The sequence below is a fragment of the Gordonia sp. Z-3 genome (genome assembly GCF_036233855.1).
Classification (GTDB): Bacteria; Actinomycetota; Actinomycetes; order Mycobacteriales; family Mycobacteriaceae; genus Gordonia; species Gordonia tangerina.
The window spans coordinates 36,433-50,971 of the sequence record NZ_JAZARS010000021.1; the positions used below are offsets into that span (position 1 = coordinate 36,433).

Sequence of the window (14,539 nt, forward strand, 5' to 3'; positions counted from 1 at the left end):
TAGGCGCCTGCACTGCGGGTCACTGTCCTAGGCTGAACGCATCGAGGGCGGCAGAAGCCGGTGGGAGTCCGGCACGGTCGCGCCACTGTGACGGCCGGAAGGCCGGAGTCAGACCTACCCCCTCGCCGCACCACACGCCAACACCCCACAGAGCCCGAATCCGGGCTCCACGACGCACCGGGCGCGCCTCCCGGCGAGGAGATCTGATGATCCTGCTGCTCTCGACCTCGGACACCGACCTCATCACCGCTGCCGCGAGCGGCGCGGAGCTGCGCGGTGCCAACCCCTCCCGGATCCTCGTAGATGACATCGACGAGCTCGCGGCCGGGACCGATCTCATCGTCGTCCGGATTCTCGGGGGTGTCCGGGCGTGGGAGGACGGCCTGGCCGCGGTCGCGGCAACAGGAAAACCACTGGTGGTGTGCTCGGGTGAACAGCAGCCCGATCCCGACCTGATGGCGCGATCGACGGTGCCTGCCGGGGTGGTGGCGCAAGCACACAACTATCTGGCCGCCGGGGGCGTGGCGAACTTCGTCAACCTGCACAACTTCCTGTCCGACACAGTGCTCCTGACCGGCATCGGTTTCGAGTCGCCCGCGCAGACACCGGCCTGGGGCGTGCTCGATCGCGCCGCGGCGACACCCGATACGAGCGCGCCGACCGTTGCCGTGCTGTACTACCGCGCCCAGCACCTCGCCGGGAACACGAAATACGTCGATGCCCTCTGCGCAGCGATCGAGGCCAAGGGCGCGCGGGCGCTGCCGATCTTCTGTGCGTCGCTGCGAACCGCACCCGACGATCTGATCGAGCTGCTCGGTACCGCCGACGCGCTGGTCGTCACCGTGCTCGCTGCGGGCGGTGCCACCCCCGCGACCGCAGCCGCCGGTGGAGACGACGACGCCTGGAACATCGAGCGCCTGGCCGCGCTGGACGTCCCGATCCTGCAGGGCTTGTGTTTGACGAGTTCGCGCGCCGACTGGGCGGCCACGGACGACGGCTTGTCGCCGCTGGACGTGGCCACTCAGGTCGCGGTACCCGAGTTCGACGGCCGCATCATCACCGTGCCGTTCTCGTTCAAGGAGTTCGACGACGACGGGCTGCCCTGGTACCAGCCCGACCACGAGCGGTGCGCGCGGGTGGCCGGTATCGCGGTCGCCCATGCCCGACTACGCCACACGGCACCCGCCGACCGCCGCATCGCCCTGATGCTGTCGGCCTATCCGACCAAACACGCGCGGATCGGCAACGCGGTGGGACTTGACACCCCACGCAGCCTGCTGCATCTGCTGGACGCCTTGCGCTCCGCGGGATACGACATCGGGCCGGGTCAGGGACCCGACGCTATCCCGGGCCTCGCCGAGGCCGACTCCGACGCACTGATCCACGCGATCATCGAGGCCGGGGGACAGGATTCGGACTGGCTCACCGAGGAAACCCTGGCCGCCAACCCGATCCGGGTGTCGGCCGCGGACTATCGCCGGTGGTTCGCCACGCTCGGAGAGCCATTGCGTTCCGCGGTCGAGGAGCATTGGGGTCCGGCCCCGGGCGAACTGTTCGTCGACCGCTCGGTCAACCCGGACGGCGACATCGTCGTCGCGGCGATGCGGTTCGGCAACATCGTGCTGATGGTGCAGCCGCCCCGCGGATTCGGCGAGAATCCGGTGGCGATCTACCACGACCCGGATCTTCCTCCGTCGCACCACTACCTGGCGTCGTACCGGTGGCTCACCGGCCGAGCACCCGGCGAGATCGACGGCTTCGGCGCAGACGCCATCGTGCACGTGGGCAAGCACGGCAACCTGGAGTGGCTGCCCGGCAAGACGCTGGGCATGTCGGCCGACTGCGGTACCGACGCCGCACTCGGTGATGTCCCGATGATCTATCCGTTCCTCGTCAACGATCCCGGCGAGGGCACCCAGGCCAAGCGCCGCGCGCACGCCGTGCTCGTCGACCACCTCATCCCGCCGATGGCGCGGGCCGAATCGTATGGCGACATCGCCCGCCTCGAGCAGCTGCTCGACGAACACGCCAACATCTCCGCACTCGATCCGGCCAAGCTCCCGGCGATCCGTCAGCAGATCTGGACCCTGCTCACCGCCGCCAAGATGGATCATGACCTCGGACTGACCGAACGCCCCGACGAGGAGGTGTTCGACGACATGCTGCTGCACGTGGACGGCTGGTTGTGTGAGATCAAGGACGTCCAGATCCGCGACGGCCTGCATGTGCTCGGGCAGGCACCGACCGATGACAACGAGGTCGACCTGGTGCTCGCGATGCTGCGGGCCCGTCAGATCTGGGGCGGCGCCCAGTCATTGCCGGGACTGCGTGAGGCACTCGGACTCGCCGAAGACGGCTCGGCCGCCCGGGGCAGCGTCGACGACATCGAGACCACCGCGCGCACGCTGGTCGCCACGTGCGCCAAGGATGACTGGTCACCGGCGTCGGTCGCCGATGCTGCTGCCGAGCACCCGGCCGCGGTCGCCGACGTCCTGTCGTTTGCAGCCACCGAGGTGGTTCCGCGGCTGCGTCAGACCCGCCGCGAAATCGATCAGGTGCTGCGGGCACTCGACGGCCGCTTCATCGAAGCCGGTCCCAGCGGTTCACCGCTGCGAGGTCTGATCAACGTCTTGCCGACCGGTCGCAATTTCTACTCGGTCGATCCCAAGGCGGTGCCCTCCCGGCTGGCGTGGGAGACCGGCCGCGCGCTGGCCGACTCGCTGCTGACGCGCTACCTCGACGATCACGGCACCTATCCGGCCTCGGTGGGCCTGTCGGTGTGGGGTACCAGCGCGATGCGCACCTCCGGCGACGACATCGCCGAGGTGCTCGCCCTGCTCGGCGTGATGCCGGTCTGGGATGAGGCGTCGCGCCGGGTGTCGGACCTGGAGCTGATCGGGCTCGACGAACTCGGTCGGCCGCGTATCGACGTCACCGTCCGCATCTCGGGCTTCTTCCGCGATGCCTTTCCGCACGTGGTCACCATGCTCGACGACGCGGTCGCGCTGGCCGCGGCTGCCGACGAACCCGACGAGCAGAATTTCGTCGCGGCCCACGTGCGCTCGGCCACCGCCGAACACGGTGACCGGCGACGGGCGCAGACCCGCATCTTCGGGTCCAAGCCGGGGACCTACGGAGCCGGTCTGCTCCAGCTGATCGACTCCCGCGAATGGCGCAGCGACGCCGACCTCGCCCAGGTCTACACGGAGTGGGGTGGCTACGCCTACGGGCGTGACCTGGCGGGAGTTCCGGCAGTCGAGGACATGCGCGCCGCCTACCGCCGCATCGCGGTGGCCGCCAAGAATACCGACACCCGCGAGCACGACATCGCCGATTCCGACGATTACTTCCAATATCACGGCGGGATGGTCGCCACGGTACGCGCGTTGACAGGCAACGATCCGGACGCCTACATCGGTGACAGCACGCGGCCGGACTCGGTGCGCACGCGCACGCTGTCGGAGGAGACCAGCCGTGTCTTCCGGGCCCGCGTGGTCAATCCCCGCTGGATCTCGGCCATGCAGCGCCACGGTTACAAGGGCGCGTTCGAGATGGCGGCGACCGTGGACTACCTGTTCGGATACGACGCCACCACCAATGTGGTCGCCGACTGGATGTACGAGAAGCTCACCGAGTCCTACGTCCTCGACGAGGACAATCAGCGGTTCATGCAGCAGTCGAATCCGTGGGCCCTGCACGGCATCGCCGAACGACTCCTCGAGGCGGTGGAACGGGATCTCTGGGAGGCGCCACCGGCAGAGATGCTCGATCGGTTGCGGCAGGTGTACCTTCAGACCGAAGGTGATATCGAGGGCCGCGACGGCTGAGGCCGACCGCTCCGGATCGAGAAAATCGGTCGAATCGGGAGAAAACCACCGCCCTGCGTCGTTGTACCCATCAGAGAGACACCCACCGACGGGTGGTCGGTGTGCGGATGGTCCCGGGAAGGCAGTGCTGAAGATGCGAATGCTGTTTGTGATCGCCTATATCGCGATCGAGATCGGCGCATTCGTCGCGATGACCCACTTCCTCGGTTTCGGCTGGGCAGTGCTCATCACGGTGGGCGCAGTCGCGGCGGGCCTGCTGCTCCTGCGGCAGCAGGGACGTAAGGTCTTCGCTCAACTGCGACGGGCCTCGCGCAACGAGGTGGACCCACGTGGGCCGCTCACCGACACCGCGCTGCTGGCCGGGGCGACGATGCTGATGGTGATCCCGGGCGTCGTCTCGACGGCGGCGGGCCTGCTGCTCCTGATTCCGCCCGTGCGGCGGGCCCTGCGCCCGGTGGTGGCCGCGGCGGGCGCCAAGAGTTTCGCCGCGAGCATGGATCGAGCCGGGCTGTATGCCTCGGGTATCTATGTGCGCGGTGGCACTGTCGTCGACGGAACCGTGGTGGACTCCGAGGCGACGGTTTCGACACCGCCGACGACCAACCCCGATGACCGTCGGCTGCCGCGGGGCCACTGACCCGTCCCGACCCGTGGCAGGGCACACTGGACGACCGTGACCACGGAATTGCTTCTCGGTGGAGCTGTGTATTCGCCGTCCGCTCCCGACGCGACGGCAATGGCCGTCACCGACGGCGTCGTCGTCTGGGTGGGCAGTGACGAAGTCGGCCGGGCGTTGCATCCCGATGCACAGATCATCGACCTCGGCGGCCGCTTCGTGTCCCCGGGTTTCGTCGACTCCCACGTGCACCTGACCTCCACCGGACTCGCATTGGCGGGGCTGGCCCTCAGCGGCACCACTGACCGATCGGATTGTCTGCGCCGGGTGGCCGAGTACGCCGCCGGCACCGACGAGGGCGACTTGATCTGGGGTCTCGGTTGGGACGATTCGTCGTGGTCGGGCACCGATCCCGACGATCGCCGGTTTCCGACGACGACCGAGATCGACGCGGTGGTCGGCAACCTCCCCACCTATCTCGCACGGATAGACGAGCACTCGGCCGTCGCGTCGAGCGCGCTGCGACGCCTGGTGCCCGATCTGGCCGATGCCGCCGGTTACCACCCCGAAGAGCCGCTGGTCGCCGAAGCCCACCATCTGGTCCGTGGCGCTGCTCGCCAGTTGGTGACGGCCGCGCAGCGCGCCCGCGCGCAACGGCGTGCGCTCGACCATGCCGCGGCACACGGGGTGGTGGCCGTTCACGAGAACGGCGGTCCCGACATCAGTGGGCTCGACGACTTCCTCGCCCTCGCCGATCTCGATCACCCGATGGAAGTGCGCCGATACTGGGGTCAGCCGGTCGGCAGCGCCGATCATGCCCGCGAGCTCCTGGCCATCAGTCGTGCCGACGCGCTGGCCGGTGACCTGTTCATCGACGGGGCGTTCGGCTCGCACACCGCATGGCTGACCGAGCCCTATCACGATGAACCAGGGCAGACCGGTATCAGCTATCTCGACTACGCGACGATCCGCGACCACATCCGGGCCTGCACCGACATCGGCATTCAAGCCGGTTTCCACGTGATCGGGGACGCCGCCACTGCGTCGGTGGTGGCGGCGTTCGACGAACTCGCCGCCGAACTGGGCACTCCGGCGCTGGCGCGATGTGCGCACCGCATCGAGCACGCCGAGATGGTCTCTGACCAGCAGGCCGCGGTCCTCGCGCGCTGTGGCGTCGTCGCGAGCATGCAGCCGCAGTTCGATGCGGCCTGGGGCGGCAGTGGTGACCTGTATGAACAGCGGCTGGGACGTGCGCGGGCGGTGGGGCTGAACAACTTCGCCGGACACGCCCGGCAGGGCGTCGTCCTGTCGTTCTCCTCCGACGCACCGGTCACCCCGATCGACCCGTGGTCGTCGATCCGCGCGGCGGTCCATCATCATCAACCGCACAATGCGATCTCGGCACGCGGCGCGTTTGCCGCGGCGACCCGGGGCGGCTGGCGCGCCGCAGGGGTCAACGACGGGCTCACCGGCACCCTGGTGCCTGGGGCTCCGGCGAGCTACGCGGTGTGGGATATCGACGATCTCGTGGTCGCGGGGTCGCATGCGAGTGTGCAGCGGTGGTCCACCGACCCGCGATCGCGGGTCCCGGCACTGCCCGACATCGCGCCCGATGCGCGCCTGCCCCGCTGCGTGCGGACCGTGCACCGCGACGACGTGCTGTTCGACATCGGGGTCCTCGACGGCGGCGGGACGTGACCGGCGGTCGGTGGCGACCCGGCTCCGATCGGATGATCCTGCTGCTGCGGACACTGGTCGCCGTGGTCGCCGGTATCGCGATGTGGGCGGCCTTCCCACCGCGCAACCTCTGGTTCCTGGCCGTCGTCGGCCTCGGACTGCTCGCCGCTGTTCTCGGTACCGGACGTCCGCGCGCCCGTACCGGACTGTGGCTCGGCTTCGTGTTCGGAGCGGCATTCTTCGTGCCATTGCTGCCCTGGATCGGCGTGTATGTCGGGCCGCTGCCGTGGCTCGCGCTCGCCGCCGCCCTGGCCGTCTACACCGCCCTGTTCGGACTCATCGCCGTGGTCAGCATGCGGCTACCCGTGCCTCCGGTCTGGTTCACCCTGTCGTGGCTACTGGTGGAGGCATTACGGTCGGCGTTCCCGTTCGGCGGCTTTCCCTGGGGGAGGACTGCGTTCAGCCAGGTCGACGGCCCGCTGCTGCCGTTGGCCTCGGTTGCGGGCGCGCCGGGACTCTCGGCCGCCGTCGCGTTGTCGGGTGCCTCGATCGTCTGGTTGTGTCAGGTGATGATCCGGGCGGTTCGCGACGGTGAGCATCATGGCCGCCGCACCGTCCGCACCGCGGCGATCGCCGTGGTGTTGGCCCTTGTCGGTCCGGTGGCCGCCATCGCGCTGACACCGGACACCGTCGATCGCAATGTGGCATCGGCATCGGTGCGCGTCGCGGCGGTGCAGGGCAACGTCCCGCGCCTCGGTCTGGATTTCAACGCCCAGCGTCGCGCGGTCCTCGACAATCACGTCCGGCAAACCGAGCTGCTCGCGGCGGCGGTCCGCGCAGGTACCGCCGATCAACCTGATTTCGTGGCGTGGCCGGAGAACGCATCCGACATCTCTCCGCTCACCAACCCGGACGCGGCGGCAGAGATCACCGCGGCGTCGGTGTCGGTGGGCGCACCGATCCTGGTCGGCACCCTGGTCATGAACCCCGACGGCCACTACACGAACACGGTGCTGGTGTGGGATCAACAACGCGGTCCGGTCGACCGGTACGACAAACACATCATCCAGCCGTTCGGCGAGTACCTGCCGTGGCGTGGCTTCTTCCGCCTGTTCTCGTCGTATGCGGACCTCGCGGGTGATTTTCGGCCGGGTTCGGGGTCCTCGAGTCTCACCGTGCCGGGACGGTCGGGATCGGTCCAGGTCGGAGTGTCGACATGTTGGGAGGTGGCCTTCGACCGGTCGGCGCGCAAGGCGGTCGATGACGGCGCGCAGATTCTCTACATCCCGACCAACAACGCGACCTTCGGACGCACCGAGATGACCTACCAGCAGTTGGCCATGTCCCAGGTGCGTGCGGTCGAACACGGCCGCGCCGCCGTCGTGGCCGCGACAAGCGGCGTCAGCGCGATCATCGACCCCGACGGGATGATCATCGCAGAGAGCGGGATCTTCACGCCGGCAGTGTTGTCGAGTCGGCTTCCGTTGCACGACGACCGCACGCTCGCGACGCGGCTGGGGGACTGGCCTCTGGCCGTGGCCATCGTGATCGCGGTCATCGGGTTTTTGTTCGCGGTGAGACGGCATACTAGGTTCTCTCTGAGGTGGTTCACGGCGGGCGCACGCCGCGCGCGTGGACGAGCACCCGAGGCGACGCAAACGGAATCGACAGCGACGCAGAATTGGACGGCACAGGGTTGAACGCCCCACGGTCGAACACCACAGGATCAACCACCGCAGGATCGACCACCACAGGATCGACCACTGCGGGACTGAATGAGGAGCTCGGTGGCATTGGGTGAACCGACAGCCGGTGATGGACAACCGGAGAACGGCGCGGACGCGACGGCGCCCGGCGTCGTCGGCCCGTCCGGCGAACGCGCGCTGGTGGTGATCCCGACTTTCAACGAGCGGGAGAACCTACCCGTCATCGTCGAACGCCTGCACGCGGCCCTGCCCGGCATCCACCTCCTGGTGGTCGACGATTCCAGTCCCGACGGTACCGGCGAAGTGGCCGACGGTCTCGCCGCCGAGGATGCGCGCAACCGAGTCCACGTGCTGCACCGGGTCGAGAAGGACGGCCTCGGCAAGGCCTACCTGGCCGGCTTCGCGTGGGGTCTCGACCGTGACTACGCCACGATCATCGAGATGGATGCCGACGGGAGTCACGCTCCCGAGCAGCTCCACCGCCTGCTCGACGCCGTCAACGACGGTGCCGATCTGGTGATCGGGTCACGCTATGTTCCCGGTGGCCAGTTGGTGAACTGGCCACGTCATCGTGAGGTGTTGTCCCGAGGAGCCAACACCTACGCGCGACTGGCGCTCGGTGCCAGGGTGCACGACATCACCGCCGGCTTCCGTGCCTACCGCCGCCAGGTGCTCGACAAGATCGAACTCGACACCGTCGAGTCGGCCGGTTACTGCTTCCAGATCGACTTGGCCTGGCGGGCCGTCCGCGCGGGGTTCGACGTCCGAGAGGTACCGATCACCTTCACCGAACGCGAGATCGGGGAGTCGAAGATGAGCGGTGGTGTGATGGGCGAGGCGTTCGTGATGGTAGCCCGGTGGGGGATCGAGAGCCGGATCGAACGGTTGCGCGGTCTGCGCCGCTGACCGAACCAACCGAGTGCACAGAAACGACAGAGGGCCGGGTGAACATCACCCGGCCCTCTGTTGCGTGTCGTCTGTACCGAATCAGTTCGTGACGCCCTTGCGCCGCTGCTTGAGCAGTTCGAGACGCTCGTTGAGCAGCACCTCGAGCTCTTCTTCCGAACGACGCTCGAGCAACATGTCCCAGTGCGTGCGCGGCGGCTTGGTCTTCTTCTCCTCGGGCTCGGCACCTTCCAGGATGGTGCCCTCCATGCCGTTCTTGCACGGCCACTTCGACGGCACCTCGGCGTCGTCGGCGAACGGGACGTCGAAGATCTCACCGTTGTCGGTCCGGTACTGGACGATGCGTCGTGGGGCGAGGTCGTGATCGCGATCGGTCTCGTAGCTCACCGCACCGAGTCGGCTACCCCGTAGCACTCGATCTGCCATTGACTTTCCTCTCAACATCTCGTCGGTCCGGGCGCAGCCAGACCCCCGCGCGTGACATTCACGCACGGCGATCCGGGCTGAACCGGCGCTGAACACGACCATTCTACGCGTTCGGCCCCGATCGGCGGGGACGCCACGTCCCACACCCGCCCACGGGCCCCGGTACGGTCTACTCCGTGGACGACCCCCGCCGACGGCCCTATTCCTGCGCGTGGTGCGGTCGCAGCATGATCGACTCCGACCTCGGTCGTCGCCGCAAGTACTGCAAACGTTCGTGTAGGCAACGTGCCTACGAACAAAGAGCGCTCACACAGGGCACTTCTATTCCCGACGACGCGGTCATCCTCACCTCGGCCGAGGCGGACGCATTCGGTGACCGCATGTTCGCGCTACGCTGCGCCGCCGAGGACCTGGTGACCGCTGTGGCCGAATGCGCCGACACCCCGACGCTGCAATCGCTGACCGACGACCTGCTCGGCCTGGCCCGCGAAGCCGAGCGCCTGCGGTGATCGTCCGGGTCTTCGGGCTGTCGGTTCTCGTCAGTCTCGCCGCATTGGCTGCCGCCTTCCTGTACCGGGGCTGGACCGGACTGGCGTTGTGCGCCATCCTCGGCATCCTCGAAGTGTCGTTGTCCTTCGACAACGCCGTGATCAACGCGACGGTGCTGGAACGGATGAGTCTGTTCTGGCAACGGATGTTCTTGACGGTGGGCATAGTGATCGCCGTGTTCGGCATGCGTCTGCTGTTCCCGCTGGCCATCGTCTGGATCACCGGGGGCCTCGCCCCGGCCGAGGCGTTCCGGCTCGCGATGAATCCGCCGCCCGATGGCGCCGACCATTTCCCTGATGGCAGCCCGAGCTATGAGGCGATCCTGTTGGAGGCCCACCCGCAGATCGCCGCATTCGGCGGCATGTTCTTGCTGCTGCTGTTCCTCAATTTCGTTCTCAGCAACCGTGACCTGACGTGGCTGTCGTGGATCGAGCGGCCACTGGGGCAGCTCGGTCGTCTCGATCAGCTCGCCGTCGTGATCGCGATGGTGGTTCTGGTGGTGGTGGCAGAGTATCTGTCACCTGACGACACACGGGCCACCGTGCTGATCTCAGGTCTACTGGGAGCGGTCACCTACCTCCTCGTCGATGGCCTCAGCTCGTTGTTCCAACGTCGCCAACCCGGTGTGTTCGGCGGTTCGCCTGACGACGGGCCGGGCGACACGTCTGCGATGGATACCGATATGTCGACACGTACGGGTCGCGATCCCCACCCCACCACGGTGGCGGTGGGCAAGGCCGGATTCTTCTTGTTCCTCTACCTCGAGGTACTCGATGCGTCGTTCTCGTTCGACGGAGTCATCGGCGCGTTCGCCATCACCCCGGACCCCATCCTGATCGCGCTCGGGCTGGGGTTCATCGGCGCGATGTTCGTCCGCTCGATCACCATCTATCTCGTTCGGCAGGGCACATTGGGCCAGTACCGATATCTGGAGCACGGCGCGCACTGGGCGATCGGGGCACTTGCGGTCATCCTTCTTCTCAGCATCCAGATCGAGGTCAACGAGGTGGTCACGGGCTTGGTCGGAGTGGCGTTCATCGGCGCTGCGATGGCGAGCAGTGTGCGCGCGAACCGCCGTGACGGCCGCCGCCGCTCCGATCACGAGGCTGCCGGCACCCACTGACCGCCCGTGACCCACATCCGGGCGGAGCCCTACGGCCGGCGGAATACACTGGCCCACGTGACGCGGACCGACGATGCCGGCGACGAGCACGGCGATGCTGCCGACCCCACCGACGCAATCACGGCGACCTCCTCGACGCGGCATTCGGGCAACCTTGGGCCTGCACGCCGTGCCGCCGACGCACTGGCTCGTTCTGATGCCAACGCCCGAGCGGTTCGGGCGGCGCGTGCGGCACGCGGTCTGCTGCCCGGCTCGCCACCGCAGGTTGGGGGCCGGACCTCCGATCGCCTGGCCCGATTGATCAACGAGGCTCGTCCCGAGCAGCCCAGCGTCATTCGCGAACTGGGCCTGGGTGCGCTGCAGGTGTGGCAGACGATGCTCGCCCGACGCGGCGGCCGGGGGCGCGAACCGGTGCCCGCAACCATCCTGTTCACCGATCTGGTCGGTTTCTCCACGTGGGCTCTCGGGGCGGGCGACGACCAGGTGTTGCGGCTGTTGTCCGAGGTGAACGCGGTGACCGAATCTGTCATCTCCGCGCGGGGTGGCAGTGTGGTGAAGTACCTCGGCGATGGGACGATGGCGGTGTTCCTGGACGGCACCGAGGCGATCGAAGCAGCCCACGAGGCCATCTGCGCAGTGAGCGCGCTGACCATCGACAGCTACCGGCCACAACTGCGCGCCGGTCTGCACACCGGAACCCCGCGCGCGGTGGGGGACGATTTCATCGGCGTCGATGTCAACATCGCGGCCCGGGTGGCCGATGCCGCGGGACCCGGCGAACTGTTCGCCAGTGATGCGACCCTGAACAACGCGGACGCCGAACGCTACCACCGTCGCAAGCGGCGGTTCAAAGCCAAGGGCGTTCCATCGGATCTCGTCGTTTACGCGGTGGTCCCTCGCTACGAGCAGTGAGTGGAGCGAACGAAATATCCGGTGCGCGCGGACTTTTGGACGTTTCGGGGGAAATGTCCGACCCTGCGGCGACACGCCACGCGACATTCACGTCCCGTTGATTCCAGGCAGTGACACACGCCATCATCCGAGGGCACAATATGGGCGACAGGCGTCGAACGGCCGGTGTTGAACAGTCAGCGCGGGTGCCGGTTCCATTCGACGATTCTCCGGCGATATCTCAGGGGCAGAGTGACAGTGCGCGACAAGCAGCGGCTCGACACACCGCACGACAAGCAGCAGAAAATGATCGACTTCGAGAAGCACTGGTATCAACTCGGCGGTGGCTCGTCGAGCGCCATCGCCGAACAGTTCGGACTCACCGATAGGGAGTTCTTCGATGAGGTCGACCGCATCGTCGCCGACGATCCGCCCGCGACGTTGACCTCCGGAGAGCTGCGTCGGATGCGCGGTGTCATCCGACGACGGCGCTGGATGGCCCGCTGACTTGACCGAGTAACGCGCAACCTTTTTCGCAAAGGTGTCGACGTGGGCGAGCTCACACGTTAATCTGACTACATAAGTCCTCAGAATGAGGTCGCTCGTTGAGACGAGTCAGAACGCGTGGAGGTCCGACATGACAATCACCCAACCGTCCCCGATGCTGGCCGACGAACCGGTGATATCGCACGGCGATGACGAGATCGAACTCATTTCTCCCGATTCACTGACCGCCGAACTCGTTGGCCGCTACACGTTCCTGCCGGTCAACGGTGCGGCGTTCGTGATGCAGGTGATGCATCCGGTCATCGGCGACGTCGTCGGCAAGTACTCGGTGTACCGCACAGACCCGATGGGTAGGGCCATCCGGTCGATCGACTCGGTCATGCGTTGGGTGTATGGCGGGCAGGAGGCCATCGAGGAGGGCAAACGGCTGCGGCGCATGCATCAGCCGCTACAGATGCGCAACGCGGAGGGCAAGCACATCAGCGCGCTCAACCCCGAGGCCTATCAGTGGGTCATCGCCACTGCCTTTCCGACGTCGGTGACGGCAGCACCGCTTGTCCTCGGTCGCGAGTTCACCCCGGTCGAAGAGGAGGAGGTGTACCGCGACAACGTCCGGATCGCGAAGATCGTGCAGGTGCCCATGAAGGGGTTCCCGCAGACGATCGAGGAGTTCACCCCCTACTTCGACAACATGATCGACAACGTGTTGGTCGCCCACCCGACGGCGGTGGAACTGGTCCGCCAGATGCAGACGGCGCCGCGGCTCGACGGCACGGTCCCCGCACCGTTGGTCCGGTTCGCCAACACCATCGCACGCTATGCCTCGGTGCCCGCCCAGAAGTTGAACTATCTGACCACCATCGGCGTGATGGACCCACGCATCCGAGAGATCCTCGGTGTCACCTGGACCGACGGCGAACAGCGCGAACTCGAGCGCATCCACGCGGCGATTCGCGCCGCCTATCGCGTACTGCCCGAGCGGTTGACCTACTTCCCGCTGGCCTACCACGCGCGACGTCACCACGACGCGATCGTGAAGATGAAGCAGCGGGAAGGTGCCGGAGCGGCCTACAAGGTGGCGAGAGCCGCCGGCTGAGCCAACATGCGGGATCGCCTCGACCGGCAGCCATGGGCCGGGCGGCGGTGATCAGTTGACACGGTGATCTGCGCGCGCGGCGCACTAAACTCGTGGGGTGCCGTTCTCCGACGACGATCTCGAGGCGTTCTATCGTGAGATCGAGCAGCGCACCGACGAGCGCCGTTCGGGTCGTCCAGTGCGACCCGAACCGTCGAAACCGCAGGACATCAACGGCCGGCAGCCCGAGTCCTCGTCGTTCACCGACGCCGAACTCGAGAACTTCTATCGCGCCATCGAAGCTCGAACCGCCGCGACTCCGGCTCGCAAGCGTCGGCGCGCCGGCGTCTCGAAAGCGGCCCCACCGCGAACGTGCCCCACCCCGGACAAGGTGGCCTTTGCCTCCGACGTACTCGCCCGCGAGAGCATCGTTGCCGTCCGCCGCCACACCGGCTCCGGGCCGACGCTGCGGTGCTACCGATGTGTCTGCGGCGCATGGCACATCACCAGTAAGCTGCGGCCGTGAACGGAGCACCGCCGACCGGCGTCGACGTCGACCTTATGTCACCGGACGTCGCTGCGACCCACGCCGTGTACACGTCCCTGTTGGGTCGTGGGTCCACGGACGGGGCGTTCGGGTTCGGTAACGGATCGCTGCGGGTTCACGGACATGGGGCAGCAGGACACCGGGTGAGCTTCGGCGTCGACGATCTCGCCGACGCGCAGCGACTGACCAAGCGCCGAGGCCTGGACCCTGACGAACCCGTCGACGTGACCGATCGGATCGACCTACCGCTGTGGCCGGATGCCGACATCCCCAAGCTCGATCATCTCGTCTTCACAGCACCGACTCGTGATCATGCGCTCGCGCTTTTCGGCGCCACCCTTGACCTCGACTTCCGCCTGGATCGCCACATCGGCGGCGATACTCGCCAACTGTTCTTTCGCGCCGCCGATCTCGTCGTCGAGGTCGTGGTCGGAGCCGATCCGGCCCACGGGCCCACGTGCCGATTGTGGGGCCTCGCGTGGTCTGCCCCCGATATCGCGGTGACCCACGACCGGTTGACCTCGGTGGGCATGGCGATCAGTGAGATCCGGATCGGTCAGAAACCCGGCACGCGGTTGTTCACCGTCCGCGATCGCGCACTGGCCACCCGCACCGTGGTGATCGGCCCGACCTGACCGCCCCGTCGGTGGGAGACTGGTTCGGTGACCACGCCAGCTGCGGACAACTCA

General features: G+C 67.2%; 13 protein-coding genes. 12 read left to right on the forward strand and 1 reads right to left on the reverse strand.

Features of this window, described 5'->3' with window-relative positions; genetic code table 11:
- The first annotated feature begins 206 nt into the window (after positions 1-206).
- The 5 genes from cobN to VX037_RS20950 all read left to right on the forward strand — a co-directional run bounded on the left by cobN (position 207) and on the right by VX037_RS20950 (position 8,732).
- The gene (gene cobN, locus VX037_RS20930; protein ID WP_328715774.1) at positions 207-3,827 is read left to right on the forward strand and encodes a cobaltochelatase subunit CobN; all 3,621 of its coding nucleotides are present in this window, start codon (positions 207-209) and stop codon (positions 3,825-3,827) included.
- Between the two features lie 133 nt (positions 3,828-3,960).
- Positions 3,961-4,464 (forward strand): FxsA family protein, encoded by a 504-nt coding sequence (locus VX037_RS20935; protein WP_328715775.1) that lies wholly within the window; start codon positions 3,961-3,963, stop codon positions 4,462-4,464.
- A gap of 36 nt (positions 4,465-4,500) precedes the next feature.
- Positions 4,501-6,141, forward strand: coding sequence for an amidohydrolase (locus VX037_RS20940; protein WP_287015810.1), 1,641 nt, complete (start codon positions 4,501-4,503; stop codon positions 6,139-6,141).
- 32 nt (positions 6,142-6,173) lie between these two features.
- Positions 6,174-7,820 carry an apolipoprotein N-acyltransferase gene (gene lnt / locus VX037_RS20945; RefSeq protein ID WP_328715794.1) on the forward strand — a complete coding sequence of 549 codons (1,647 nt, stop codon included), beginning with the start codon at positions 6,174-6,176 and terminating at the stop codon, positions 7,818-7,820.
- An 87-nt stretch (positions 7,821-7,907) separates the two neighbouring features.
- Positions 7,908-8,732, forward strand: coding sequence for a polyprenol monophosphomannose synthase (locus tag VX037_RS20950; RefSeq protein ID WP_442903726.1), 825 nt, complete (start codon positions 7,908-7,910; stop codon positions 8,730-8,732).
- Between the two features lie 81 nt (positions 8,733-8,813).
- Here the strand turns inward: VX037_RS20950 and VX037_RS20955 are convergent, their stop codons facing one another.
- Positions 8,814-9,158 (reverse strand): RNA polymerase-binding protein RbpA, encoded by a 345-nt coding sequence (locus VX037_RS20955; RefSeq protein ID WP_160902307.1) that lies wholly within the window; start codon positions 9,156-9,158, stop codon positions 8,814-8,816.
- Positions 9,159-9,334: 176 nt separating this feature from the next.
- On the opposite strand from VX037_RS20955, the gene VX037_RS20960 reads away from it, so the two are divergent.
- The 7 genes from VX037_RS20960 to VX037_RS20990 all read left to right on the forward strand — a co-directional run bounded on the left by VX037_RS20960 (position 9,335) and on the right by VX037_RS20990 (position 14,485).
- The gene (locus VX037_RS20960) at positions 9,335-9,667 is read left to right on the forward strand and encodes a hypothetical protein (RefSeq protein WP_372475152.1); all 333 of its coding nucleotides are present in this window, start codon (positions 9,335-9,337) and stop codon (positions 9,665-9,667) included.
- Positions 9,664-10,830: a DUF475 domain-containing protein gene (locus VX037_RS20965; protein WP_328715776.1), complete on the forward strand. Its 1,167-nt coding sequence runs from the start codon at positions 9,664-9,666 to the stop codon at positions 10,828-10,830. The genes VX037_RS20960 and VX037_RS20965 overlap by 4 nt, the downstream gene beginning before the upstream one ends.
- 57 nt (positions 10,831-10,887) lie before the next feature.
- On the forward strand, positions 10,888-11,742 hold the full coding sequence (locus VX037_RS20970; protein WP_442903727.1) for an adenylate/guanylate cyclase domain-containing protein: 855 nt from the start codon (positions 10,888-10,890) through the stop codon (positions 11,740-11,742).
- A gap of 237 nt (positions 11,743-11,979) precedes the next feature.
- Entirely contained in the window at positions 11,980-12,228 is a 249-nt protein-coding gene (locus tag VX037_RS20975) for a DUF3263 domain-containing protein (RefSeq protein WP_372475150.1), read from the forward strand.
- A gap of 130 nt (positions 12,229-12,358) precedes the next feature.
- A complete protein-coding gene (locus VX037_RS20980) occupies positions 12,359-13,324 on the forward strand; it encodes an oxygenase MpaB family protein (protein ID WP_328715777.1) in 966 nt (321 codons plus the stop codon).
- A 97-nt stretch (positions 13,325-13,421) separates the two neighbouring features.
- Positions 13,422-13,829, forward strand: coding sequence for a hypothetical protein (locus VX037_RS20985; RefSeq protein WP_328715778.1), 408 nt, complete (start codon positions 13,422-13,424; stop codon positions 13,827-13,829).
- A complete protein-coding gene (locus VX037_RS20990; RefSeq protein WP_328715779.1) occupies positions 13,826-14,485 on the forward strand; it encodes a VOC family protein in 660 nt (219 codons plus the stop codon). The genes VX037_RS20985 and VX037_RS20990 overlap by 4 nt, the downstream gene beginning before the upstream one ends.
- Positions 14,486-14,539 lie beyond the last annotated feature (54 nt).

What these genes read in the sequence shown, in the direction of transcription:
- VX037_RS20980 (WP_328715777.1), top strand. Translation starts at nt 12,359, where the DNA reads ATGACAATCACCCAACCGTCCCCGATGCTGGCCGACGAACCGGTGATA.
- VX037_RS20935 (WP_328715775.1), top strand. Translation starts at nt 3,961, where the DNA reads ATGCGAATGCTGTTTGTGATCGCCTATATCGCGATCGAGATCGGCGCA.
- lnt (WP_328715794.1), top strand. Translation starts at nt 6,174, where the DNA reads ATGATCCTGCTGCTGCGGACACTGGTCGCCGTGGTCGCCGGTATCGCG.
- VX037_RS20955 (WP_160902307.1), bottom strand. Translation starts at nt 9,158, where the DNA reads ATGGCAGATCGAGTGCTACGGGGTAGCCGACTCGGTGCGGTGAGCTAC.
- cobN (WP_328715774.1), top strand. Translation starts at nt 207, where the DNA reads ATGATCCTGCTGCTCTCGACCTCGGACACCGACCTCATCACCGCTGCC.